General features: G+C 41.6%; 20 protein-coding genes and 3 pseudogenes. 1 reads left to right on the forward strand and 22 read right to left on the reverse strand.

Features of this window, described 5'->3' with window-relative positions; all coding sequences use genetic code 11:
- Nucleotides 1-22 precede the first annotated feature (22 nt).
- From MHI33_RS10385 to MHI33_RS10405, 5 genes and pseudogenes are all read right to left on the reverse strand, one after another.
- Nucleotides 23-336, reverse strand: a pseudogene (locus tag MHI33_RS10385) (cytidine deaminase).
- Nucleotides 337-568: 232 nt separating this feature from the next.
- Entirely contained in the window at nt 569-841 is a 273-nt protein-coding gene (locus MHI33_RS10390) for a DUF2651 family protein (protein ID WP_044141368.1), read from the reverse strand.
- Nucleotides 842-1,076: 235 nt separating this feature from the next.
- Entirely contained in the window at nt 1,077-2,000 is a 924-nt protein-coding gene (locus tag MHI33_RS10395; RefSeq protein ID WP_340911015.1) for an alpha/beta hydrolase, read from the reverse strand.
- Between the two features lie 18 nt (nt 2,001-2,018).
- Entirely contained in the window at nt 2,019-2,429 is a 411-nt protein-coding gene (locus MHI33_RS10400) for a MerR family transcriptional regulator (protein WP_185108804.1), read from the reverse strand.
- A 237-nt stretch (nt 2,430-2,666) separates the two neighbouring features.
- Nucleotides 2,667-3,035, reverse strand: a pseudogene (locus tag MHI33_RS10405) (family 1 glycosylhydrolase); the annotation flags it as partial.
- 146 nt (nt 3,036-3,181) lie between these two features.
- On the opposite strand from MHI33_RS10405, the gene MHI33_RS10410 reads away from it, so the two are divergent.
- Entirely contained in the window at nt 3,182-3,490 is a 309-nt protein-coding gene (locus tag MHI33_RS10410) for a DUF4870 domain-containing protein (RefSeq protein WP_044141364.1), read from the forward strand.
- 53 nt (nt 3,491-3,543) lie between these two features.
- Here the strand turns inward: MHI33_RS10410 and MHI33_RS10415 are convergent, their stop codons facing one another.
- The 17 genes and pseudogenes from MHI33_RS10415 to MHI33_RS22050 all read right to left on the reverse strand — a co-directional run bounded on the left by MHI33_RS10415 (nt 3,544) and on the right by MHI33_RS22050 (nt 23,543).
- Nucleotides 3,544-4,947: a sensor histidine kinase gene (locus tag MHI33_RS10415; protein WP_340911021.1), complete on the reverse strand. Its 1,404-nt coding sequence runs from the start codon at nt 4,945-4,947 to the stop codon at nt 3,544-3,546.
- Nucleotides 4,948-4,949: 2 nt separating this feature from the next.
- A complete protein-coding gene (locus tag MHI33_RS10420) occupies nt 4,950-5,657 on the reverse strand; it encodes a response regulator transcription factor (RefSeq protein WP_044141362.1) in 708 nt (235 codons plus the stop codon).
- Nucleotides 5,658-5,786: 129 nt separating this feature from the next.
- On the reverse strand, nt 5,787-7,055 hold the full coding sequence (locus MHI33_RS10425; RefSeq protein ID WP_044141361.1) for a glucuronoxylanase: 1,269 nt from the start codon (nt 7,053-7,055) through the stop codon (nt 5,787-5,789).
- A 53-nt stretch (nt 7,056-7,108) separates the two neighbouring features.
- Nucleotides 7,109-8,644 (reverse strand): glycoside hydrolase family 43 protein, encoded by a 1,536-nt coding sequence (locus MHI33_RS10430; protein WP_044141360.1) that lies wholly within the window; start codon nt 8,642-8,644, stop codon nt 7,109-7,111.
- Between the two features lie 221 nt (nt 8,645-8,865).
- Nucleotides 8,866-10,326 (reverse strand): CoA-acylating methylmalonate-semialdehyde dehydrogenase, encoded by a 1,461-nt coding sequence (locus MHI33_RS10435; protein WP_111911633.1) that lies wholly within the window; start codon nt 10,324-10,326, stop codon nt 8,866-8,868.
- 336 nt (nt 10,327-10,662) lie between these two features.
- Complete coding sequence (locus MHI33_RS10440) at nt 10,663-12,003, reverse strand: alpha-glucosidase/alpha-galactosidase (protein WP_340911025.1); 1,341 nt, start codon at nt 12,001-12,003, stop codon at nt 10,663-10,665.
- 31 nt (nt 12,004-12,034) lie between these two features.
- Nucleotides 12,035-12,865, reverse strand: a complete 831-nt coding sequence (locus MHI33_RS10445; RefSeq protein WP_044141357.1) for a carbohydrate ABC transporter permease — start codon at nt 12,863-12,865, stop codon at nt 12,035-12,037.
- Complete coding sequence (locus MHI33_RS10450) at nt 12,865-13,797, reverse strand: carbohydrate ABC transporter permease (RefSeq protein WP_044141356.1); 933 nt, start codon at nt 13,795-13,797, stop codon at nt 12,865-12,867. The genes MHI33_RS10445 and MHI33_RS10450 overlap by 1 nt, the downstream gene beginning before the upstream one ends.
- Before the next feature lie 30 nt (nt 13,798-13,827).
- On the reverse strand, nt 13,828-15,084 hold the full coding sequence (locus MHI33_RS10455; protein ID WP_044141355.1) for an ABC transporter substrate-binding protein: 1,257 nt from the start codon (nt 15,082-15,084) through the stop codon (nt 13,828-13,830).
- Nucleotides 15,085-15,301: 217 nt separating this feature from the next.
- A complete protein-coding gene (locus tag MHI33_RS10460; protein WP_044141354.1) occupies nt 15,302-16,342 on the reverse strand; it encodes a LacI family DNA-binding transcriptional regulator in 1,041 nt (346 codons plus the stop codon).
- 181 nt (nt 16,343-16,523) lie between these two features.
- On the reverse strand, nt 16,524-17,216 hold the full coding sequence (gene alsE, locus MHI33_RS10465; RefSeq protein WP_217012472.1) for a D-allulose 6-phosphate 3-epimerase: 693 nt from the start codon (nt 17,214-17,216) through the stop codon (nt 16,524-16,526).
- Between the two features lie 17 nt (nt 17,217-17,233).
- Nucleotides 17,234-18,496, reverse strand: coding sequence for a PTS ascorbate transporter subunit IIC (locus MHI33_RS10470; RefSeq protein ID WP_065097404.1), 1,263 nt, complete (start codon nt 18,494-18,496; stop codon nt 17,234-17,236).
- A gap of 25 nt (nt 18,497-18,521) precedes the next feature.
- The gene (locus MHI33_RS10475; RefSeq protein ID WP_050944853.1) at nt 18,522-18,788 is read right to left on the reverse strand and encodes a PTS sugar transporter subunit IIB; all 267 of its coding nucleotides are present in this window, start codon (nt 18,786-18,788) and stop codon (nt 18,522-18,524) included.
- Nucleotides 18,789-18,803: 15 nt separating this feature from the next.
- The gene (locus MHI33_RS10480) at nt 18,804-20,876 is read right to left on the reverse strand and encodes a BglG family transcription antiterminator (RefSeq protein ID WP_340913819.1); all 2,073 of its coding nucleotides are present in this window, start codon (nt 20,874-20,876) and stop codon (nt 18,804-18,806) included.
- Between the two features lie 237 nt (nt 20,877-21,113).
- A protein-coding gene (locus MHI33_RS10485; protein ID WP_340911035.1) for an IS1182 family transposase occupies nt 21,114-22,468 on the reverse strand; the annotation gives its coding sequence in 2 pieces (ribosomal slippage) (nt 21,114-22,037 and nt 22,040-22,468; 1,353 coding nt in all).
- Nucleotides 22,469-22,777: 309 nt separating this feature from the next.
- Nucleotides 22,778-22,870: pseudogene (locus tag MHI33_RS22045) on the reverse strand (hypothetical protein); the annotation flags it as partial.
- Between the two features lie 385 nt (nt 22,871-23,255).
- Nucleotides 23,256-23,543: an XkdF-like putative serine protease domain-containing protein gene (locus tag MHI33_RS22050; RefSeq protein ID WP_445661776.1), complete on the reverse strand. Its 288-nt coding sequence runs from the start codon at nt 23,541-23,543 to the stop codon at nt 23,256-23,258.
- Nucleotides 23,544-23,585: the final 42 nt, after the last annotated feature.

Raw genomic sequence — 23,585 nt, forward strand, 5'->3', positions numbered from 1 at the left:
TACTTTATCTTTATGTGGTATATCAGCTTCGAGTATATTTGAGCGGGATGAGTTCTTCGATTTTCACCTTGACCAGCTCCCCATCCATCTCAATGATGACAAAACATGCTGGTCCGAAGTCTGAAATGAGCTCTCGGCAGATGCCGCAAGGGCTTACTACCCTAATTCTTCTATCTTCTTCATCTGAATAAGGGTGTCTCACTGCAACAATTTTGTATCAAAATCCTTATATCCATTCGATAAAGCGCTGCCAATTGCAATGGCTTCTGCACAAACAGTTACCCGTCCGATATAGGCTTCTATATGGACAGCCGACATTATTTCTCCTGTTTTCATGCGGATTGCTGCCCATACATGGTGTTTATCATCTTCATAAAGACTGATAATCTTCTTTTTTGCTTCGTCTATTAATTCTAAATCTTCTTGTCATAGGTCAAAAGTTTTCATCGTGTTCTCCTTCTACTTCACTGCTCGTATTTATTATACCAAACATTAGGTGATGAACTGTTGCGTGAGATGAAATGAATGGGAACAAATACAGCTTATGTTTGCACATATCATCTTCTTCTTATCCTTTTTTATAGCGACGAATCATATAGTGGATGATTTTTGTGATGAGAGAGGTACACATGCATAGAAAGGTCATAGCGATGACCCAATACATATTCGACATATCAAACCCCGTATAGGCAAAGATAAAAATGGTTGAAGCTGCAAATGTGATCATTAGAACGATGTAGACCCGCTTAAAGATGATATAGCCTACAATCCCCCATATTAAAAATAACAAAGGCAATGTAAATAAGATCAGAGCCATAGGTTGAAGAAAAGAAATCATCATTATCCACTCTCCTTTACTAACCAGCCATTTGTTTCATCCCAATGATAAAGCGAACAATCATTATATTAATGGGAAAGATGCTCCTTGTAAACATAAATTGGAATTTAAGGAAAGTTTAATCTGTAGTGAATGGACATTGTGGATGTATTTCATGTTGAATTGAAAAAGGCTGCTTTCATAAAAGCAGCCCATTCACTAAACTTTCGACTATTTCAATCAAATCATTCTACATTTCTTAACGATTGATCACCTGAATGATTTTCTCCTGAGCATCTGCTTCAGGGATTGGCATGACAACAAATACATGAAGCATTTCGGGATAAACAAAGGTTTTTATGTCAATTCCTTGTTCTGTTAGTTTTTCATCGAGCTTTATGGCATCTGGATATAACATATCATGTGTTCCAATGAAATGAGTAATCTTCGCAAGTCCTTTGAAGTCACCGTAAATGGGACTGATCAATGGGTCAGTTACATGTTGATCAGCTGTCCAAATCTTTGCAATGGCTTCCATTCCTTCATAACCTAGAATCGGGTCCTTTTTTGCATATTCAAACATGAGAGGATTGCTTAAGCTCATGTCAACACATGCAGATAATAAAATAATATCCTTCGGCTGCGGCAGATCCTCCTTCTTTAAAAGGTGAGCCAGACCAAGTGAGATATTTCCACCAGCTGAATCTCCCATGATCGTCAATTGATTGGCACTTCCGGCAGTTTTCAGAAGGTCTTTATATAGGTTAAGTATTTTCGGATACGTATCCTGGTAGCTATAATGAGGCACTTTTGGGTAAATAGGAGCGACCACTTTCGCATCGAGTGATTGCGCCATTTTATCCATGAACCACCAATGGACATTCAACGGCTGATTTGTCCATGCGCCACCATGTAGATAGAGAATGACTTTTTGGTTTTGTGATGCTTGTTCGTTCAATGTGAAAACTTGCATGCCTTCGAATGTCTGCTCTTGTACCTCACTCATTAACTTCACATCATCCCCAATGGCATAAGGCTGCGTATTTTCAATTCCTTTTTGCTCAAGAAATTTTTTTGTTTGTTCGATACTAGAAAAACTCTCTTTATTACTTTGCGAAGCGAATAATGTTTCAAATTGAACACTTTCTTCAGAACGTTCACCATGATACATTTCTACACTCATTTTTTTCTCTCCTTTCACTCAATATGATGATTGATCATCCTCATTTGGTACACGAAATGATTCCAGGTAGACTTGTACTTTTTTTTCACGGGTCTTTAATAAGTTAGATAAAAGGTCTTGAATGAGACGAAGGCTTTTAATTTTCCTTTCAATTTCTTCATGTTTAAGATGGACAATTTTTCTTAGGGTATCAAGGTCTATGTCTTGACTTAGCATTTCCATAATTTCAGCTATTTCCTTTAATGAATAACCCAGTGTTTTCGCATCTTTGATCAATTGAATCTTCACAACATAGTCTTCTGTATAGAATCTGTAACCGTTTGAACGTCGTCTTGGAGCAGGCAATATGTTGTGCTCTTCATAGTAACGAATTGCGGCAGGACTTACTCCTGTTTTTTTGGCAAGTTCTCCTCTAGTCATCAACTCCATCGTTACTCCTTTGTCATTATTTAGTCTTACTATATGTACATTATAAAGGTTGAACTATACTTCAAGGTCAAGGTGAAACATTTATTAGCCAGCTTTTGCTTTCAGATTAGTAGAGAGAAGATATTCCTTGTGCTTGCTATGACATGATTTGGGTTTCTTTTCGGTGAACAAATAAAACACCATCGCACCCGGCAAATAAAGTCGGGCGCAATGATGCTTTTCATCATTCAATCTGGATTATGATAAATCTTCTCCATTTGTTGCAATCACATTTTTGTACCAGTAGAAGGAATCCTTTTTGTAACGATTCAATGTACCATTCCCTCTATCGTCTTGATCCACATAGATCAAACCATAGCGTTTACTCATTTGAGAAGTTCCGCAGCTAATTAAGTCGATGCATCCCCAAGGCGTATACCCCATTAAGTCGACACCTTCTTTGACTGCTTCTTTCATCTGTTCAATATGTTTTTTCAAATAATCAATTCGATAATCATCGTGTATTTTTCTGTCTTGTGTCAATGTATCTCTTGCGCCAAGTCCATTTTCACAAACAAACAAAGGCTTTTGGTATCTGTCATACAGCTTGATTAATGAAATAACTAGAATCATTTTACGGTATAACATTTTTAATGTTGCTGTAAGGTTCGGATTAATACAAGTTAAGGTTGAGGTTGTACAATGGGTTTATAGGAATTGAGGGATGAGTCAAATGGTCCCCTCTTCTAAATCAATCATAGAGGTGAAAAGGTTTGAGAGAAAATAAAATTTTGTCTTCATTATGTTACTTCAGTATCTTTTTTGCACCGTTTCTGTTTCCGATTATCGTCTATTTCTTAGGAAAGGACGAAGTGAAAGAGCATGCGAAAAAATCACTATGGACACATATTATTCCTTATTTGATTTTCGGAATTGGTATTGCCGGTTCAGGTTTACTTGGCATGAACGATATCAGTCATGCTGGTCCGTTCTTAATTGCAACGTATGCTGTGACATTCCTTGTCGCGATCTACTTCTTCATTTGGAACATTGTGAAAGGCATTAAAGTGTTTTCAGAATAATAGATGAAAAAAACGGTTCTGTGATTGAGCAGAACCGTTTTTTGTATGTCCGTTCAAGCGGGTAATTGGATATCAATCGTTGTTCCTTCCCCTAACATACTTTGTATCGTAATATCTCCGCCGTGTTTTTGGATGATATCTTTTGCAATCGCCATTCCAAGACCAGAGCCTGCATGGGTCCCTCCTGTATTCGTCCCTCTATAGTAGCGGTCAAACACTTTTTCTAGCTCTGCCTCTTCAATTCCTTTGCCGTTGTCTTGAATTTTGATGTGGGTATGTTCTTTTTGTTCAAGCTGTACAATGATGTTCACATCAGCATCATTGTGAACAAGGGCATTTAAAATGAGATTGGTGACCGCTCTTCGTATGAGGATCGTATCAATATTCAGCATAAGCTTGTCTACATTCGTTTGCAGCTCAATGCTTTGATCTGCATATCTCGAATCGTTGAGGATATCAATTAACGTTTCTCGCAGCAACGGCACAATGTTCACCAGCTCTTTATGCAGCATCACATCGTTATTTTTCAGTCTTGTTGTTAAATTGAGATCCTCCATGACATCTTTAATGTAAAGTGATTTATTCTCTATGATGCTGGCATAATGTTTGATGTCTTGATCTGAAAGAGGATAATTTGGATCTTTCATGATTTCTGCATAGCCTTGGATTGAGGATAATGGTGTTTTAATATCATGAGAAATATGACTGATCCACTCTTCCCGCATTTGCTCTAATTTGTCTTTTTCCTTTTGGCTTGAAGCGAGCTGCTCTGATAAGTGATTGACATTATAGAAAACATCTTTATATATCCCCTTAGTTGGCAGCTTCGTCGTATAATCTCCGTTTGCGAGCCGTTGGATGCCATATATGGCACGGCCGAGCGGTTTGATGAGCTGCCGGCTGAATAAGTACCCAATGAGTAAGGCAATGATGGCATCTATTGATAATAAAATCATCGTCCCGATATTGAATTGCGATATTAAGTCTTTCGTATCAAAAGAAAATAAATATTTTCCGATGGAAGGGTCCTTAAATCCGATAAAGTAGCTGTATTCCATGCCCTTTCCATTTTTCCCCCCAGCATAAATAGTCGACATCAAATGCTTATCTTTATATTTATGTAAGTTCACGACTTCTATAGGTGTGTATTTGCTCTTTAAACCTTTAGGTGCTTGTGCATGGTAGACATCTTGTCCATTTTCATCTAATATTTGAATCCATGCATTTTGTTGTTTTAAGGCTTGCTGTCCTTCTTTACTCACAGTGATATCTTGATCGGATAAGGTGATGTATTGTTCAAATGTTCTTGTGAAGGTTTCCGGCGTATTTTCTTCGTTTTGCTGGCTGCTTGCTTGTAGTACAAGCCAAATCATGAATCCAAATAAGTTAATAAAGACCGTGATAATGGTCACGATAATGACAGAGACCATATATCTGCCTGTTAATCGCCATTTCATCTTTACGCATCCTTTACAACAAATTTATAGCCAAGCCCTTTAACCGTCACGAGAAATTCTGGTGTAGATGGGGAATCTTCTATTTTCTCCCGAAGTCTTCGTATATGAACCATCACTGTATTATCAGAACCGAAGAAATCCTCTCCCCAAACCGTTTGATAAAGCGTTTCTTTACTGATCACGCGATTCGGATGCTGCAAGAAATAGGTCATCAACATAAGTTCTTTCGGAGTGAGCTCAATCGCCGCTCCGTTTTTTGTCAGTTCGGCTTGCTGCTCGTTTAACTCAAATGGCCCTTTTTTGATGACGGGATCAGCTTGAGAAGGCTGCAAGTATGATGACCGTCTTAGCTGAGCTTTTACCCGGTAGGCGACTTCTTTTGGACTGAACGGTTTTGTAATGTAATCATCGCCGCCAATGGCAAGTCCTACAATTTTGTCTGATTCCTCTCCCTTTGCTGATAAGAAGATAATCGGAACATGTGAGACGTCTCTGATTTGTTTGCAAATATCGTAGCCTTCACCGTCTGGCAGCATAATATCCAGTATGACGAGATCGGGTTGTTCTTGATGAAATTGCATGAGCCCATCACGGGCAGTTGAAGCTGTTATCACCCGGTCAATGCCTTCCCTTGTTAATACTGTATGGATTAATTCCAAGATTTCTTTTTCGTCATCTATAATCAATACTTTGCTTTGTAGCTTGGGCATTATGATCACTCTCCTGAAGTCATTGCTATTATTATACCCAAAGTGTAGACGTCGTGAAAAATCAACTTTCTATTTACACAGAAAAAAGCCAATTTTCTTTTTTAATGAGAAAATTGGCTTTTGTGTATTTTAGCGTTTGACCACAAATGTTGTCACACTTTGAGCAGGGAGATGAGCCCAAAATTGATTTCCTGATATATTTAAATCAGTTCCAGGCTGAAGGTTACTGTTGCTGCTCGTGATCCATCTTGACGCTTGCGAAGCAGTTCCATTTTGCATGACAAAGTGTTGATTGACTCCTGTATTGTTTTTGTTAATCGCGACAATGACGACCTGATTGTTTCCTTTATAGGCTGAGACGAAAACATTCGGTTCAGGGCTTTTCGTTGCATCAACTCTGACGAATCCTGGACGTACAAACTTGGAGAAATGCGCCATGTTGTATCCGCGCTTGCTAATCATTCCATCTTCTTTCATAGGACCGTATGATCTCCGGATGTACCACCACACATACGCCTGAAAGTCCCCTTCCACCATTGAATGGTGAATATGCTCTGATACCCCTAATGCCTCAGGCCAGCGGTCCGCTGAATTGTTATCACTATTCGGGTAGTAGACCTCTGTCATCCACAGCTCTTTTCCCCCTCCTTTTTGTTTGAAAAGAGGATACGGAAGCTGGCTGATTTGTGTTCCGTACAGATGGGCACCGAGAATGTCCATATTTCTAAGCGCCTGCGGATCGTTTAAGATAGGATCTGAGATATTCTTAAGGTATTGAAAGGATTCTGGTGCAATCACACGTGCATTAATGGAGCCGGCATTTTCTCTCATGAATCGCAGGATTTCCTGAGGTGTCCACCATGTCCATTCATGTGCATAATCAGGCTCGTTTTGTACAGAAATGGCATAGAGGTTGACGCCATTATTTTTCATGTATGTCACGAAATCATTCAAATGCTGAGCATATGCGGCGTATTGATTGTATCTCAACCGCTTTGCAGACGCACCATTACGATTGAAAGTCTCTACCATATGGCTTGGAGGATTCCAAGGCGAAGCAATCACGAAAGCACCGTGCTCTATCGCTCTTTTGGCGGTGGCGACTTCTCTGTGCCAATTATTTCTGTTCTCGTCTACATAAATCCGTAGAATGGAGAATCCTAACTGATTCTGCCCATTGCCAAAGGCGGTTTCCCTTTGAGGGCCGGTCAAATCACCAATCCAAGCCGGGTGGTTCATCCCGCCAAAGCCGCGGATCACTTGTCTTTCCGCGTTGACATTAATATTCGCATCACTTGCCGCTGACACCTCAGTTACGCCGGGTCCTATGAACATGACAGACAACATAGTGAAGCAGACCAATAAAGTGCAAATTGGTTTTTTGATTATGGACATCAAATTTCCCCACTCTCCCATCAACCATTAATCGATGCCGTAGCATCAGATTTTGTTTACCTTTGAGTAAACTGCCAGGAATCAAATTGGAATAGATTGGAACCATTTCCTTTGAAGACAAAAAATACGTTGTGTACTCCCGTTGCCCCGTTTACAGCTGTTTCTATTTCTCGCCAGTTTCCGCCTGTGGAAGGGACATTGAGTGTTCCGGCAATTCTGCCGTCTGGACTGCCAAGACGTACTTCAATTTGTCCGCCTGAAGCGGCTGCTACATTGGCTTTAAAGGTTCTGGCACCTCTCGATCCGAAATCGACATTACTGACAGCCACCCAATCGCCGTTTTGAATGTTTGTGACATGCTGGTTATTGACTGGCCCACCAGGTGCTGAGGAGGCCTCTGTTAAAATGCGTCCATTCCAAGCGAATGTTTCAGCTTCTACCCGTTGATAAGGATTTAGGTTGGAAAGCTGTTTAACGCCTTCAAAATTGGCTGCGACCTCTCGAAGGGAGCCGTCAGCATTATGCACAAGCTTATTAATGTGGGGAGATCTGTAGCCTTTCCCTGCTCCGTATAAGGCAGAGCTCACCGTTTGCGTGTGATACACGACATACCACTCGTTTTTAAAATTGAACACAGCATGATGGTTGTTACCGCCGCCACCGAAAAATGCACCTGGATTTTTCAAGAAGTGTCCTTTATACGTAAAGGGACCCATAGGACTTGAGCTCGTCATATAACCGATCTCGCCTGGTGGTTTATCTGCTGGGTGGGAGCCGCCAAAATTGATGCAATAGGAATAGTAATAGGTACCGTTATACTTATGCATCCCTGAATCTTCGAACATAAAAGGAGCATCAATGGTTGATGCACTGCCGACCACACTTGTCATGTCAGGCCCTAGCTTCAGAACTCTTGCTGTTTTAGGGTTGGCCCATTGTCCCTGCGTTGGATTTGAACCGCCTGGAACGCCTCCGCCGGCATATAGATAACCGGTCCCGTCATCATCTACAAATACGGCTGGATCAAACAGCCATACAACACCGGACATCCCTGGTGTATTTGGCGTGACGAGCGCTTTTCCGATAGGATCTTTCCAAGGACCAATCGGGCTGTCCGCTGTCAAGACGCCAATCCCTCCGCCGCTATTAGCAAAATAAAGGAAAAATTTATCCTTCCCATTGATCTTTTTCACCGCAGCGGCTGGAGCCCAAGAAGCGCCTGCCCATTTTGCAATCCCTTTTCCGCCATTGGCCCCATTTGCGCCAGCTACTGGAATCGCTCCGTGATCTGTCCAGTTCACCATATCCGCCGAAGAGATGACAAAGACCCTATTCAAATTTGCAAAAGAATTGTCCTTAATCGTTCCATTGCTGTGATATTCATAGTCATCACTCGACATATAAATGTACACTCTGCCGTTATAGGTGAGCGCAAACGGATCTGCCCCCAGGTGATGGTCTATGAGCGGATTTGCATTTCCTACTCGTTTTGCAATGGGGGTACTTGCTGCACTCGCATCATAAACGGGTATACAGCTTAGTACCAAAGCTAGAATCAAAAAACCTACACCGCACTTCATCCTCTTTCTCATCGTGTCATTTTCCTCCTGTTTTCATCTTCCTAATCTTGGGGTTTACGCCCAATTTCAAATTATGTTGATAGACGCTGATGAAGAATGAATACAAAGGATGATTTCTTGAGGGATCGCTGCAAACACAACCATGTAAACCCTTACTTTTTGACTAGGAGACAACAAAAAAACGCAGTTCCCCTTTTGGAACTGCATTTTCTTAGCTTATTCATGACTGTTGATCACATATAACGAGCGGTTACCATTTTCTTTCTTGTGTAAAACTCCACTCCGTCTGTTCCATTGGCGTGCAAATCCCCGTAGAAAGAATCCTTCCAGCCGGAAAACGGGAAAAATGCCATTGGTGCGGGAACACCGATATTGACGCCGAGCATCCCTGCGTCGATGTTTTCGCGAAATTCTCTGATGCTTGATGCACTGTCTGTGTACAGGCAGGCACCGTTCGCAAATTTTGATTGATTGGACAGGTCGATTGCTTCTGTTAGTGAAGAGACACGAACAATTGATAAGACTGGGGCGAAAATCTCGTCCTGCCAAATTTTCATTTGATTTGTAACATGGTCAAAGATCGTTGGTCCAACGAAATACCCATTTCCATTTGTTTCATGATCTTTCCTACCATCTCGAATGAGACTTGCGCCTTCTTCAATCCCTGACTGAATGTATTGAAGCGTTCGCTCCTTATGTTCCTTTCGAATGACTGGACCAAGAAAGACCTCTTCATTTATTCCATTTCCAATGACGAGCTCGTTCGATTCATCAACTAATTTTTGAATGAGTTCATCTGCCACTTCTTCTTCCACTGCGACAACGGCCGCGGCCATGCAGCGCTCTCCTGCTGATCCAAAGGCAGCACCAATGATTTGTTTCGTTGCCGCATCTAAATCTGCATCTTTGAGGACAATGGAGTGATTTTTTGCTCCTGCAAGTGCTTGGACACGTTTGCCATGCTCTGTGCCTTTTTTATAGACGTATTCTGCGACTGGCTGAGAGCCGACAAATGAAATGGCTTTGACCTTTTGGTGTTCAAGCAGACCGTTGACGACATCGTGAGCCCCATTGACAATGTTGAGAACACCTTTTGGAAGACCTGCTTCTTCAAATAGCTCGGCTAAACGTGCGGCAAGAATCGGCGTGCGCTCTGAAGGTTTTAAAACAAACGTATTTCCACAGGCAATGGCAAGTGGGAACATCCAGCAAGGGACCATCATCGGAAAGTTAAATGGAGTAATCCCTCCAATGACGCCAATTGGATAGCGGTACATGCCAGATTCGAGTCCAGATGCGATATCTGGTAATTGTTTTCCCATCATTAAGGTTGGTGCACCAGCGGCAAATTCGACACATTCAATCCCGCGCTGCACTTCTCCTTTTGCTTCTGTGATGCTTTTTCCATTTTCAATCGTGACGAGTTCAGCCAGCTCATCCCATTTTTCAACGAGTAACTGCTGGTATTTAAATAAAATGCGTGCACGGCGGGGAACGGGGGTTTTCGACCAAGTGGTAAATGCTTGTTGTGCTGCCTGTACCGCACGTTCGACATCTTTTTTTGTTGAAAGCGGCACTTCTGCGATGATCTCGCCAGTAGCTGGGTTATATACTGCCTCTGTTTGACTAGTTTCTGCCTCAATCCATTGTCCGCCAATATAATTTTTCAACATTTGTACATCTGTTTTGGTCATGTTCCCTCTCTCCTTTTTATGAAAAAATGTCATGATTATAGGATGTGTATGGTTGTCATTGTCTCATCTAATGGGCGCCCATCTGTATACACTCTTTGTCAAATATTATTGTCGTTTTGGTTTACGTTGTGATAAAAGCTTGCTCTAACGTGTGAAAGGTTGCCAACCGTCCATTTGTTTGTGAGAAATGATTCCGGAATGTGATTCATTCATGGTGTATTTTTGATTAACTGTTGGTTAACTTTAGAAAAATCATAATATTAAAAACGCTTTCAGTCAATCCTCTTTTTGCAGCATAAAAAAACCTGATGCGCGTGGCATCAGGTAGAGGCTGGTTTATTTCTGTAAGTTGGTTGATGCGGCATATTGATTCGGTTCTTTAAAATGCGGGAGCATCTCACCATGTGCTTCAATGAGTTCATCGCATAATTTGATGATGTCATCAATCGATAGTTCAGCGCTTGTGTGTGGATCAAGTAATGCCGCTTGATAAATGTGCTCTTTTTTGCCGCTGATTGCTGCTTCGATTGTCATGAGCTGTGAGCTGATATTGGTCCGGTTCAGTCCAGCCAATTGTTCAGGGATCTCTCCGACATAGCAAGGCATGATACCGCTCCGATCTGCAACACACGGCACTTCGACACACGCTTTTTCAGGCAGGTTGTGAATGAGGCCTCCTGTATTCAGCACATTCCCGGCAAATTTAAAGGGAACGTTCGTTTCGATCGCTTCAATGATACGAGAACCATATTCTTTTGAGCGAGTATGTGTGATCTGTGTATTGCCCACAAGGTCATGCTTCATGGTATTCCAGTTGTTGATTTGTTCCTCGCAGCGTCTCGGATATTCATCGAGCGGAATGTTAAATTGACCGATCAGTTCTGGATAGCGTGATTTAATGAAATAAGGATGATATTCGGCATTATGTTCTGAGGATTCTGTGACATAGTAGCCGAATTTATCCATCAGCTCAAAACGTACCATATCATGATGCCGTGATTTCTGCTTTTCTTTCGCTCTTCTTTTGATGTCAGGGTACAAATCTTTTCCGTCTCGTTTCACTTCTAATAACCACGCCATGTGATTGATGCCAGCAATTTTTTCTTCAATTCCTTCATGATCCATTTCAAGTGATTCAAATAGATCCTTTGTACACACCTGCACGCTATGACAAAGACCCACCGTTTGAACCGGTGTATAGCGCAGCATCGCACCTGTCAGTGTGGCCATTGGATTTGTGTAATTTAACAATAAAGCATTTGGGCAAACCTCTTCCATCTCCTTTGCAAAATCAAGCATCACAGGAAATGTTCGAAGGAAGCGGAAGATGCCGCCGATGCCAACTGTATCCGCAATCGTTTGTCTTAACCCATATTTTTTCGGAATCTCAAAATCAATCACCGTGCTTGGCCGGTAGCCTCCAACCTGTATGGCATTGATCACATATTTTGCATCCTTTAAGGCTTCTTTTCGGTTGTGATAGGACGTAATGGTCACATGTGCAGCGTAGTTCTCTTTTAAATGGCGGAGCATCGTTTCTGATTCTTTCAGCCGGTTGTGGTCGATATCATATAAAGCGAATTCAAAACCGCTTAGTGCAGGGACGAACAAACAATCTCCTAATATATTTTTAGCAAACACGGTACTCCCTGCACCGATAAATGTAATTTTAGACATAGACGACTCTCCTTTTCGCATCCATATTGAACTATCCTTTGACAGAGCCTTGTGAAAGCCCTGCGATAAAATATTTTTGCAACAGTAAAAACATCGTCACCATCGGCAGCATTGCAATGAGCGCAGCAGCACCAACGAGCTGAAGCTGATGTTGATTTTGACCAAAAAAATGGGATAGGGCGACTGTGAGTGTATGCATCTCTTTATCTTGTAAAAAGAAGATGGCAAATTGATAGTCATTCCAAATATACACACAGGCAATGATTAAAACAGAAGCGGTAATGGGTTTCAGAAGCGGAAAAACGACGGTGAAAAAAACTCTAAGTGTCCCAGCTCCATCAATACGGGCTGCTTCTTCAAGCTCCTTTGGAATGGTTGACCGGATAAAGCCTGCGTATAAGAAAATCGTTAGCGGCAAAAAAGCAGCGACATTATTTAAAATAGCGATTTGATAGGTGTTCATCATCCCAATTTGAACGACCAATTTATAGAGCGGGACAAGGGCTGTGAGTGGTGGAATGATCATAATGGCGATGAATAAAACATAAACTGCTTTATTTAGCTTTGTGCTTCTTCTTGCGAGCGGATAGGCTGCAAGAGAGCCAAGAAAGATGAGGCATACAGCAGAGCTGAACGTAATGATCACGGTATTCAAAAAGGATTGGCCAAGCTGAGCCTCTGTCCATGCCGTGCGAAAGTTTTCAAGATGAAGCGCTTTTGGAAACAGCCATTTTGAACTGAAATCTCCTATCCCCTTTAATGATGTCGTTACCAAGATATAAAATGGAATGAGATGAAGCAATGTCACCAAAAGGGCGAGGAAGGTGTACCATCTCTTCTTACGTTTAAAGGCATTTTCCATCACACCTCGGTCTCCTTTCGTTTGAAATACATCAACGCTGCGACACTAATGACAAGGATGATGACCGCCATGAAGACCCCTTGAGTTGCTGCATAGCCTGCATCCTGACGTTTGAAATACAGATCATACATAAAGGTCGACATCGATTGTGAGGAATCTCCCGGTCCGCCGCCAGTAAGCGCCACAATGACATCAAAGAGCTTGAGCCCGCCAATGACATTCAGCACAACATTAATGGTGATAGACGGTATAAGGAGCGGCAATGTGATTCGCCTGAATTGCTGGAGGCTGGATGCACCGTCTAATTGTGCCGCTTCATAATAATCCTTAGGAATACTTTGCAGTCCTGCTAAATAAATGATCATCGCAATCCCAACGAATTGATAGGTGTTGACGAGCACAATGATCCATGTGTTTAATTGGGGATTGCCAAGCGCATTCATTTGATCAAATCCAAAAAGCGTCACCACATCGTTTAAGGCACCGCCTTGGTAAGCAAACACGAAATACCAAATATAGCCCATCGCAATCGGACTAATCATGACAGGTAAATAGATGACTGTTCTTGTAATGGCTCTCATCTTTAAGCTTTGATTTAATAAAAGAGCATATCCAAGTCCGATGATATTTTGTAAGATTGTGCTACCGATTCCGTATAGAAGCGTATTTTTAACAACAAGCCATGTGGTTGGGTCCTGAAGCAGACGCCTATATTGATCAAGCCCAATCCATTCATAAGTTTGTGAGAACCCATTCCAATTCGTAAAAGATAGCTGAATTCCGTTCAAAAAAGGATAAATGATAAAGGTACTGACAATGAGAACAGCTGGTAAGTACATCCACCAAAGGGATGAATTCTGGCTTTTTTTCATTTTCTGCTTTGGTAAAGAGGTGAATGCGGCTGGCTGCTGTGCTTTTGTGATGTCATTCATTGGATTCACTCCTGTTTCAGCATGAGCCTGCTATTGTTTTTTCAGACGCTTATATTCCTCTTCCATCTTCTTCGATAATTGTTCTGGTGTGATGGAGCCTGCTAATAATTCTTGACCCGTTGTTGCCATGACAGCCCACATGCCGCTTGGTAAGTATTTTCGATCGAAATACGGTTCAATCTTCACCTCTTCGTATTGATCGTAAAACATAGAGTAATAGTTTTTCGCTTTAACTTGCTTTAAGGCTGCTTCAGATGAGGTGCCTTCTGCGATTTTTTTCGCATTTTCAGGCTTTGCGAGAAAATCGATGAATTGTTTTGCTTCTTTTAGATGTTTGGAGTCCTTCCATGCAGCGACCGTAAACCGTTCTCCTCCAATCCAGCTTTGCTTATCTCCTTCATGAATGGAAGGAACTGGCATCGCGCCTACTTTGATCGATGGATTGAGTTCTGTCGCCTCAGGTCCTAAAGACCCTCCGACAAAGGTGAAAGCTATTTTGTTTTGTGCCATCAGTTCAGGTGCTTGAGATAGTTTTGCTGTTAGGACATCTTTGTTTAAAAGATCTTGATCCTTCAGATCCTTCATGAACTGTGCAAGCGGTGTATAGAGAGACCAATCAAATGATCCGTTTTCAAGGTCTTTTCCGTATCGATGGTTTGGACTGGTGATCAATAAAGGTGTGGCGAGTTCATCAAAAACTTGGGCGATATTTGAGTTGTCTCCTCCTGGTATCCAGAGCGGCACAACCTCTCCTTTGCTCTTTTCCTTAACGGTCAGCAAAGCCGATTTGAATTCATCAAGTGTTCTAGGAACCTCAATGTCATAGTCCTTTAATAGATTGGCATTAAAGCTAAGCCCGTCTTTTGCTTGATTCAGCGGATACGCGTATACTTTTCCATCTTGGTCCTTTAAAATTTGATCGAGTGAAGGATCAAGCTGTTTCACCCAATCCATTTCTTTTAGATCAGCGACATACTCGCTGTAGCGCAGTTTGGCCCAGCCGTGTGTGTCAAACAGATCCGGCATATCATTTGCCCCCATTTTGACACGGATCGTATCTTCATAGCTGTTGCCTGGGAAGTTGGCATCGATTCGAAGATGTGGATGCTCTTTTTCAAACTTACGAATCACTTCTTCAAACGCTTTTCTTTCCCCGCTGTTGCTCATCGTCGAAAAGAGAGTTAGGGTGACCTTTCCGTTTGCTTCGGACGTTCCGCTATTGCTACAAGCAGACAAAAGAATGGTCAAGATAAATGCCGCAGTGAGTAGCATGATTTTTTTATTCATGGTTTCCTCCTTTTAATCACTGAAAATTCAGACGATAATCAGTAGAATTCATGCAGTTGCGGAAACAAAAGAAGTCCATTATACTGGAATTCTATTCTTTTCAAAGAGATAAGAGAGCATACCGGTAGGCTGCCTTGTTCTTCGCATGATCTGGCCATCATGCGAAGCAGCTTGCTTTCTGCTTTTTTGTCTCTTTTTTGTTTGCTGAAAACGCGGTTCACCCCCTTTCATGGATGAGGCATGTGCTGCCTCTTTCGATGAGTTTTGTTGGCATGACAACTTTTAGAGGAAGCTTTCTGCCGTTTATTCTCTCAAGCAAAAGCTTCAAACCGACTTCCCCCATTTCTTCTGTATATACTTTGACGGTTGTAAGCGGCGGGCTTGAAAATGAAGCAGCTTCAATGTCATTAAACCCAACAATAGATACATCTGAAGGAACACTTAGACCGGCTTCGTTGAGCGCGCGCATTGCACCGATCGCCATTGAATCACTTCCGATAAAAAAGGCTTGTGGCAGGTTTCCTTTTTTAATGGCCTTCTGCATGAGCGTATAGCCTTCTTGCATGGAGTATTCTCCAATATGGATGTCATCCAGATGAAGACCACCTGCCTCTTGCATTCTTTTCATAAACGTCGTTTGTCTTTCGTCCTCAATCACAGCATTACCTTCGAAATAATGCTCTCGCTCCTTTCCGCCAAGATAGCCTAGATGTGTATAGCCAAGCGATTGCAGATGGCGAATCGCTCGATCTGCCGCTCTGACAAAATCGACATGTACACAATCATATAAATCCTCATCCGCATAATGATTGATAAAAACAATGTGTTCCATTCGATTTGTCATTTTTTCCACCGTATCAGGGCTAATTCGTCCAATGACGATCAAACCGTCAATATCCTTTAGCATCGCCCCTTTATCCATGCTTCTCAGGCGAAAGGTATGGAGGGTGGAGAGCCCTTGTTTGGCATATTCTTTTTCAATTCCTTTTCGGATCGATGAAAAAAAGGGGTCATTTAATTCTTCGTCAATGGATTGAGCGACAACGATACCGATGACTGGGGATTCAGATGGGCTTTTTTCCTCTGCTTGATCGGCTTTTCTTGCTCTCACTGGGGTATAGTTTAACTTCTTTGCAATGTCGAGGATGTTTTGTCTTGTTGCGTGCGAAACGGCAAGGGTTTGATCGCCATTTAACACACGGGATACAGTAGAAACGGACACTTTTGCATCATGAGCAATATCTTTGAGTGTGGTCATAGGCAAACTCCTCTTGGTTTTTGACTAAATATTTACTAAAGATATTTGAAGGATAACATGTTGATAAAGCGCTTTCAAGTGTGAATTCGTGATTCTTTATTTTGTTTTTGAGTATGTTTTGGTTAGATGTGAGGTTTTAGTAAAGTTGCGTAAAAAAGAGGATGGGTTTCATCCTCTTTTACTAACGTGATTCAATTGAGGCTGTTTCTTTTGAAAACAATTGCTTCATTGTCTCCCAAGCTGTATCAAGTTGATGGTGAAGTCCAAATAAACCTGAGTTGCCGATAATATAGATCTCGTTTCCAGCCTCAGCAAGCAGCCGGAACGTGCTCTCATTACAAGAGCCGTCTACTTCAATTGAAAACGAGTAGCCTCCCTTCTCTTTAACATCTTTCACCTGTTTCATTTTCTGAAGCATTTCTTTAATAAAAGGCTGACCTGCAAAGCCTGGATCAATCGTCATGATCGTCACTCGGTCTATTAAATGTAGATAGGAATCTAACGCTGCAATTGGTGTGGCGGGGTTTAAGACAAAGCCGACCTCGCAGTTTCTTTGATGGATATGCCGAATGATTCTAAAAACGTCTCTTTGCACGACCTCTGGGTGTAAGCAGATCATGCTTGCGCCTGCATCAATGCAGGCATCGATTAAAAATTCTTGGGGGTATTCTGCCATAAGATGCACATCAATTGGTCTATCTGTCAGTTTTCGAAGCTGTTCTATGAAAAAGGGTGATAAGGTGATATTTTTCACGTAATGACCATCCATGACGTCGACATGATATCGATCTGCTCTCGTGTTGAGAATATGAATATGTTCGCGGAAATGCGTTAAATCCATGCACATCAGTGAAGGTGAAAAAATGGCTGTCATTCCCAGGTTCCTCCTTTTTACAGTTGAAATAAAAGCTTGATCAATCCAATCAAGATTCCGATGATACCAAAGTCTGTATCTCCAAAAGTTGTTCCTTCAAAACCAAGGGTTCCTAACACAGGTAATAAACAAGCAGGTAAAAAAGAAAGAAGCAACCCATTTGCAAATGCCCCAGCGACAGCCCCTCTCACGCCTCCTGTTGCATTGCCATACACTCCTGCTGTAGCGCCGCAAAAAAAGTGAGGGACAAGACCAGGAACAATGACAGTTAAACCAAACAAAGGTAAAAGAAAAATGGATACGATGCCTCCTGCAAAGCTGCATAAAAAACCGATAATGACTGCATTTGGAGCAAATGGAAAAACGGTTGGCGCGTCGAGTGCCGGCTTTGCCCCCTTCACAAATCGATCAGCAATTCCTTTAAAAGCAGGCACAATTTCACCGATTGCCATCCGCACCCCGGCTAAAATAATGTACACACCAGCAGCAAAGGTTATAGCCTGAATAAGAATGAAGACAGCGAAGTTCGTGCCCCCGCTCATTTGTTCTATAAAGGGAATCCCAGCAAATGGTGCAATCGCAAAGAACAGCAAAGCCATCGTGATTGAAATGGCCACAGATGTATCTCGTAGAAAGCCGAGTGATTTAGGTACTTGAATGGTTTCTGTTGATCTCTCCGGACGACCGATCCATTTTCCGATCATTCCCGCTGTAAAATAACCGAAGGTACTGAAGTGTCCAAGCGCGAGATCATCGCTTCCAGTGACTTTCCTTGTGAATGGCTGAAGAATAGCGGGTGCAATGACCATAGCTGTCCCTAATATAATCGAACCGGTGGTGACAAGAAACGCTCCTTGCATTCCAGCTGTCGAGAGAACGACTGCGAGCATTGCAGCCATATACAAGGTATGGTGTCCTGTTAAAAAGACGTATTTAAAGGGCGTGAATTTTGCCAATAATAAATTGACCAGCATGCCAAAAATCATAATGAGAGCCGTCTGTGTCCCGAATTCCTTTTGAGCAATGGCCGCCATGGCATCTGTATTTGGGACAACCCCTTGAATGTGAAATGCTGCTTCAAACATTTTTCGAAAAACTCCAAGTGAATCAGATACGACTGTGGCGCCCGCTCCTAATATTAAAAAACCCATCGTTGTTTTTAAGGTGCCTGATACAGTATCGGCAGCTGACTTTTTCTGCAAAAGTAAACCAGCTAGTGCAAACAAACCGATGAGAATGGCTGGTGTGCCCAATATATCGTTCATGATCAGTTCTATCATGATGTGAATCCCCCTTTTTCGTGGCTTAAATGTGTTTACGAAGGACGTCTTTAATGGCTTCCTGATCTAACAAGTTATTTAATCCAGCGACTTTTCTTGTGCCGTCATCCAGCTGATCGATAATGTCTGTTGCTCCGATATATAGATCAGCCAGTTCATTTTTACTTGTGCTGAGATCGGTATGGTCCACTTCAGCTACAAGCCCTAGCTCTTCTAATGCTTTTTTGACATTCATTTCTACGATAAAGCTGCTTCCTAATCCGTTTCCGCACACAACAAGAATTTTTTTCATTCTCTTTTTCCTCCTTTATCGTTGTGAAAATTGATCAATTAGTTTTTGCACCGTTACTAATTCCTTTGCTTCAACCAGTTGTTTCATCCGTTTTTCATCACTTAACAGCATGGTCAGCTGTTTGAGTGCTTTCAGGTGGGTCATACTGTCAATGGCTGCTAGCACGATGATGAGACGAACCTGTTTTTTTTCATCCTTAGAGAAAAAGACGGGCCGTTCGAATGACATGAGTGACATGCTTAATTCGTTCACGCCGTCCTCTGGTCTGGCATGTGGAATGGCTACTTGTGGTGCAATCACAATATAAGGTCCATTTTGATCAACGGACTGAATCATGGCCTCCACATAACCTTTCTGAATGGCATTTTGATCGAGTAAAGGCTGTGCTGCTTTTGTGATGGCCTCTTGCCACGTTTCTGCTGTTTGTTGGAGATAAATGGTTTTTTCTGTTAATAAATCGTTTAACACTGGTTTCCACCCTTTCTGATGGGGTACACATGCGGGATGAAGTAGCTCTTTAAGATCACGAAGCAGTGCTTTTTCATTTTGTACGATGGTGTGCTGTTGAATGATCTTGAATAAAACGTTCACATTTTTCTCATCAAACATGGTTTCTGCACCTTCTGCATATTGAAGTAAGGTTTTTTTCTCATAGGCAGTAAGGATGGGATGAACAAGATGAACGGGCTTTCCTTTAAACGAAATAGGTGCTGTTGACACAACAAAGTCGACATCAATGGATGACATTTCTTCATATGATCGCTTTGATAATAGATCACGAACTTCGATATAACCGATTAATTCGATAAGCTGTGTTTTTAGCATATGACTTGTGCCAATTCCTTCGCCGCAAACAATGTATACAGAACGCCGCACAATTGGCGAAATTCCTTCTCTTCTCATCCAACCACCAAAATGCATCGCCACGTAAGCAATTTCATGATCACTTATCTTTGAGCAGGTCGCCTTTTCTATATGGCATACGACCTTTTGAGTGATGTCAAACACCTCTGGCTGTGTTTTTTTAATAGATTCTGTTAATTCATTGCTGATATCAATGTGATAGATGAGTCTGTAATAGGCTGGGATGAGATGCATGGTTAAGTTTTGCTCCAAGGCTTCGTACTCTTGAAAGGAGATACAAGCATACCGCTGAAAATCAAAAATCATTTGTCTGGCAATGGTGCGAATGAGATGCTCTTCTGGCTTTTGACTTGATGGAAGCTTTTGTTTCTTGGCGCTGAGCCATAGAGTGCTAAGAAAATAGATTTCATCATCATGAACTTGAAGGCCGGTTTCTCTTTGAATTCGTGCCATGAAACGAATAGCCGCCAAGCATTCATCTGTTTCCTGCAATGTACGCTTTTCTTCGTTTGAAAGGTGTACAGCACGCCCTAGCTTCATCCGCTTAAAGTAGAAAAAGAGATCCAAAGACAGCTGATCCAGCATTTCATCTGCAAACTCGAGCTTAAGCTCTTGTTCTGACTGCTCGAGGAGATGCTTTAACCTGTTATATGAAATTGGCCCCTTTAACCAAAAAGATGGAAACGCTTTTTCATTTTTTATCATGGTGCGAATGGAATGAATATAAGGTTTCAACGCCAATCGAATCGCTCTTTCTTCTCCTGAAATCAAATAGCCGCAGGCTGCCTGATAGTGAAGCGTGAGCAGCTGCTTTGAAAGTGCTTCTTTTAGCTGTTTCATATCTTCAAGCAATGTATTTCTGCTCACTTTGGTGAGCTTCATCAAATCATCTATTTTTAGATATTTCTCATTGCATGCAATGGATAAGAGCAGGATCGCCCTTCTTTCCTTTACACATGGTTCATAATCGTGACCGACAAGAATGGTGTCAGCTTTTTGAATAATGACTTCTTTTTCATGTGTGTGTAAGTAGTAGCCAAGTTGATCTTTTCGCTGAACGCCACTAAGCTCATGAGTTTTCAGCCAGCTATTCATTCGTTTGATTTCAGAGTAGACGGTTCGAGTAGAGACATTCAGTCGATTCTGTAAATCTTCAATTGATAGATAAGAGGTTGTGTGAAGCAGCATCGATAATAAAGTCGTGCCCCTTTTGGTTAAATACAGTTCGAATTCCTCCCTTCTTCCCTTTGGTTATAAGTCTAATCAACTCACATGCATCAAAGAAGCCCAAATGTCTTCAGCAAATGCTGTGCAGCTTTTTGGGTGTTCTTTTGTTATAAGAAAAAGCACACTCGCTTGAGTGTGCTCAGATTGTAGAGAAACTCATGTTTTTCTACAATCTTTTTTATTTTCATCGTAATGATGATGGATGAGATTTAATGAAAAAGGCCTCCCACACACCTAGCCTAGCTTCGCTAGGTGTGTGGCAATCTTCTTCATGTTCTGACAGGCAGCTGTGAGAAGCACTTGCTCACTCACATTTTGTTTTCCCCTCAACCGGCAGTAGCGAAGCCCATGCAGTTGTTTTGAATCTGCAAAGCTTCGCTCTATTTTTTCTTTTCTTTTTTGATATAGCTCTTTTCCAGAGGCAGATAGACGATTTTGTCTGATCTTTTCTTTGTGTTCCTCCCATACATGTCTTGAGATCACTTTTTGATGATTTTTCGACCTTGTACAGCTCTCTAGGAAAGGACACGATACGCATTTTTTAGGGTCTGATTTGTAGAACCGATAACCTTTTCGATCAGTTGTTGTATATAATAGCTTCTCACCATTTGGGCATATGTAGTGATCATGTTCAGAGTCATACTGAAATTTCCACTTCTCAAATAATCCTCTTGTTGGATGAAAGCGTCTATGTGCGATGACACCAAAAATACGGCGATCGGATAAACCTTTACAGATTGGGGTTGTCAAATAACCAGAATCAAGGGCAACAGCTTCTACTTGAAAACCAAATCGGGCGATTTGGTGATCCAATCGATCAAGATACGGAACAGAGTCATGGATATTGCCGGGCGTGACATGGGCATCCGTGATGATATTGTACTTCATATCCGTTGTACGGTGGTCTAGGTAGAAAAAGCCTTCTGGTTTATTTTCACGATAAATATAGCCACTTTCAGGGTCAGTCGTACTTTGACGAATGTCTTTTTCCGTTTTCACCTCCTCTTTTACCTTTAAGGGCTTTTTTCCGTGTGCCACCCGATCTTCTTGGATCGCTTCTTCTAAATCATTTATATAGTTCTGGGTATCTTGTTCAATCGTTTTTCTCGTATATTTATGTTTATTGGCATTGGCTTTAAGATGAGTCGAATCAGTAAAAAAAGAACGCGGCCTCCTACCATATCATGATTGATGGCTTGAAGCACAATTTCATCAAAAATGTCTTGAAAAATCGTTGTATCTTTGAATTGAGTACGACGATTCCAGCTAATGGTCGAGTGGTGGGGAACGGGGTCATTGATGTTCAAACCTAAAAACAATCTATACGCCATGTTATAGTAAATTTCTTTTTCAAGTTGTCTTTCAGAACGGATACCGTACAGGTATCCGATAAACATCATTTTGAATAAAATAAGTGGATCAAGAGAAGGACGACCTTTATTCTCGCTATAATACGGTTTTACTTTATCTACGATAAATGAAAAGTCAATGTACTGATCAATTTTACGAAGCAGGTGATCCTCTTCGACCAGTTGATCTAGCAATACAAATTCGGCTTCGTGCTGAGAAGAATTTCTAGTGTGGAACATGAGAAAAACAAATTCCTTTAGTATGCTTTTCTCTATTATAAAACGGGGGAATGGAAAAAATTTAAGGAAAAAAATAAAGCTGTCGAGATTTTCTCGACAGCCTGAGCACACTCGTTTGAGTGTGCTTTGAGACTTGTACAAAAAGAACCCTTTTTCTGCTTTTATATGATAGAAAACGATTGTAATGAGGTCATGGATGTACTGGGAATTTTGAATGACCTTTTTAAGATTTAAGAATAAGAAATACCCAATATTGCCTTGCTATGTGATCAGCTTCCGAATGCCTCATTGAGCAATTTCAACCGCCTCTTGACTCAATAGATTGTCGATAGCGGCTCTGGCATTTTTCAATTCAGTTAAGTTAGCAGCTGAAAACTTCCGGCCAGCTTTTGCAACTTCTTCAAGTGGTTCAGTTTGGATCCCCGCTAAGTCATCAGTAAGCAAAATCTCTTGTGTGATTTCCACAAAATCTTGCAGTGCTGACCTAACCTTGTCAGGATCAGTCTCCAAGTCTTCATCGTCGTAAGAATCCCATTTAAATAAAACAGAATTCAAGGCATCTTGTGCCGCCCAAAACTCCCGACGCATGCGGCCTTCGTCGTATCGGTTCTTTACTTCTCCTTTAAGAAAGAAGTTTTTGAGCAAAGAAAAAAGCCCCTTCTCTTCAGAAGCTGGCTCTCGCTCTTGTTTTCCTATATCCGCTGTTCCGGCCATTGAATATCCGGTGATCTCGCCCTTTTGAATCTGGCTCCAAATATCTTAGGAAGCCTTCGTCAACAAGGACCCACTATCCTTTCTTGATAATCTCATCGCCCATTTCAAAGTCAGAGGGAGCAATGTAAGATTCAACGACTTCTCCGACACCGCCTTGAAAATCATGTTGCTTATCGATCTCACGTGCATCCTTTAGGAAGCCGTGAGCGGCTTTCTCAATTTCTTCCGGCGTCATGTAATCACCATGTGCATTAGCTACGTTGGGTTCGTATACAATACCGTACACAAGACGCTGTGCATCATCAGCCTTCGCAATGACCTTGATCTCTTTTTGAAAGTCTGGCTGTTTTTCTGATTTCATAAAAAAGAACTGCTTTTGATTAGCAGCCTTGTCTACGTATGA

Origin of the sequence: Bacillus sp. FSL K6-2971, assembly GCF_038006405.1 — a bacterium.
Lineage (GTDB): Bacteria > Bacillota > Bacilli > Bacillales > Bacillaceae > Bacillus > Bacillus pumilus.

Excerpts from the sequence above, each read along its gene's own strand:
- MHI33_RS10390 (WP_044141368.1), bottom strand. The coding sequence starts at position 841 with ATGATGATTTCTTTTCTTCAACCTATGGCTCTGATCTTATTTACATTG.
- MHI33_RS10395 (WP_340911015.1), bottom strand. The coding sequence starts at position 2,000 with ATGAGTGTAGAAATGTATCATGGTGAACGTTCTGAAGAAAGTGTTCAA.
- MHI33_RS10400 (WP_185108804.1), bottom strand. The coding sequence starts at position 2,429 with ATGGAGTTGATGACTAGAGGAGAACTTGCCAAAAAAACAGGAGTAAGT.
- MHI33_RS10415 (WP_340911021.1), bottom strand. The coding sequence starts at position 4,947 with ATGAAATGGCGATTAACAGGCAGATATATGGTCTCTGTCATTATCGTG.
- MHI33_RS10420 (WP_044141362.1), bottom strand. The coding sequence starts at position 5,657 with ATGCCCAAGCTACAAAGCAAAGTATTGATTATAGATGACGAAAAAGAA.
- MHI33_RS10430 (WP_044141360.1), bottom strand. The coding sequence starts at position 8,644 with ATGAGAAAGAGGATGAAGTGCGGTGTAGGTTTTTTGATTCTAGCTTTG.
- MHI33_RS10435 (WP_111911633.1), bottom strand. The coding sequence starts at position 10,326 with ATGACCAAAACAGATGTACAAATGTTGAAAAATTATATTGGCGGACAA.
- MHI33_RS10440 (WP_340911025.1), bottom strand. The coding sequence starts at position 12,003 with ATGTCTAAAATTACATTTATCGGTGCAGGGAGTACCGTGTTTGCTAAA.
- MHI33_RS10445 (WP_044141357.1), bottom strand. The coding sequence starts at position 12,865 with ATGGAAAATGCCTTTAAACGTAAGAAGAGATGGTACACCTTCCTCGCC.
- MHI33_RS10450 (WP_044141356.1), bottom strand. The coding sequence starts at position 13,797 with ATGAATGACATCACAAAAGCACAGCAGCCAGCCGCATTCACCTCTTTA.
- MHI33_RS10455 (WP_044141355.1), bottom strand. The coding sequence starts at position 15,084 with ATGAATAAAAAAATCATGCTACTCACTGCGGCATTTATCTTGACCATT.
- MHI33_RS10460 (WP_044141354.1), bottom strand. The coding sequence starts at position 16,342 with ATGACCACACTCAAAGATATTGCTCATGATGCAAAAGTGTCCGTTTCT.
- alsE (WP_217012472.1), bottom strand. The coding sequence starts at position 17,216 with ATGACAGCCATTTTTTCACCTTCACTGATGTGCATGGATTTAACGCAT.
- MHI33_RS10470 (WP_065097404.1), bottom strand. The coding sequence starts at position 18,496 with ATGATAGAACTGATCATGAACGATATATTGGGCACACCAGCCATTCTC.
- MHI33_RS10475 (WP_050944853.1), bottom strand. The coding sequence starts at position 18,788 with ATGAAAAAAATTCTTGTTGTGTGCGGAAACGGATTAGGAAGCAGCTTT.
- MHI33_RS22050 (WP_445661776.1), bottom strand. The coding sequence starts at position 23,543 with ATGAAATCAGAAAAACAGCCAGACTTTCAAAAAGAGATCAAGGTCATT.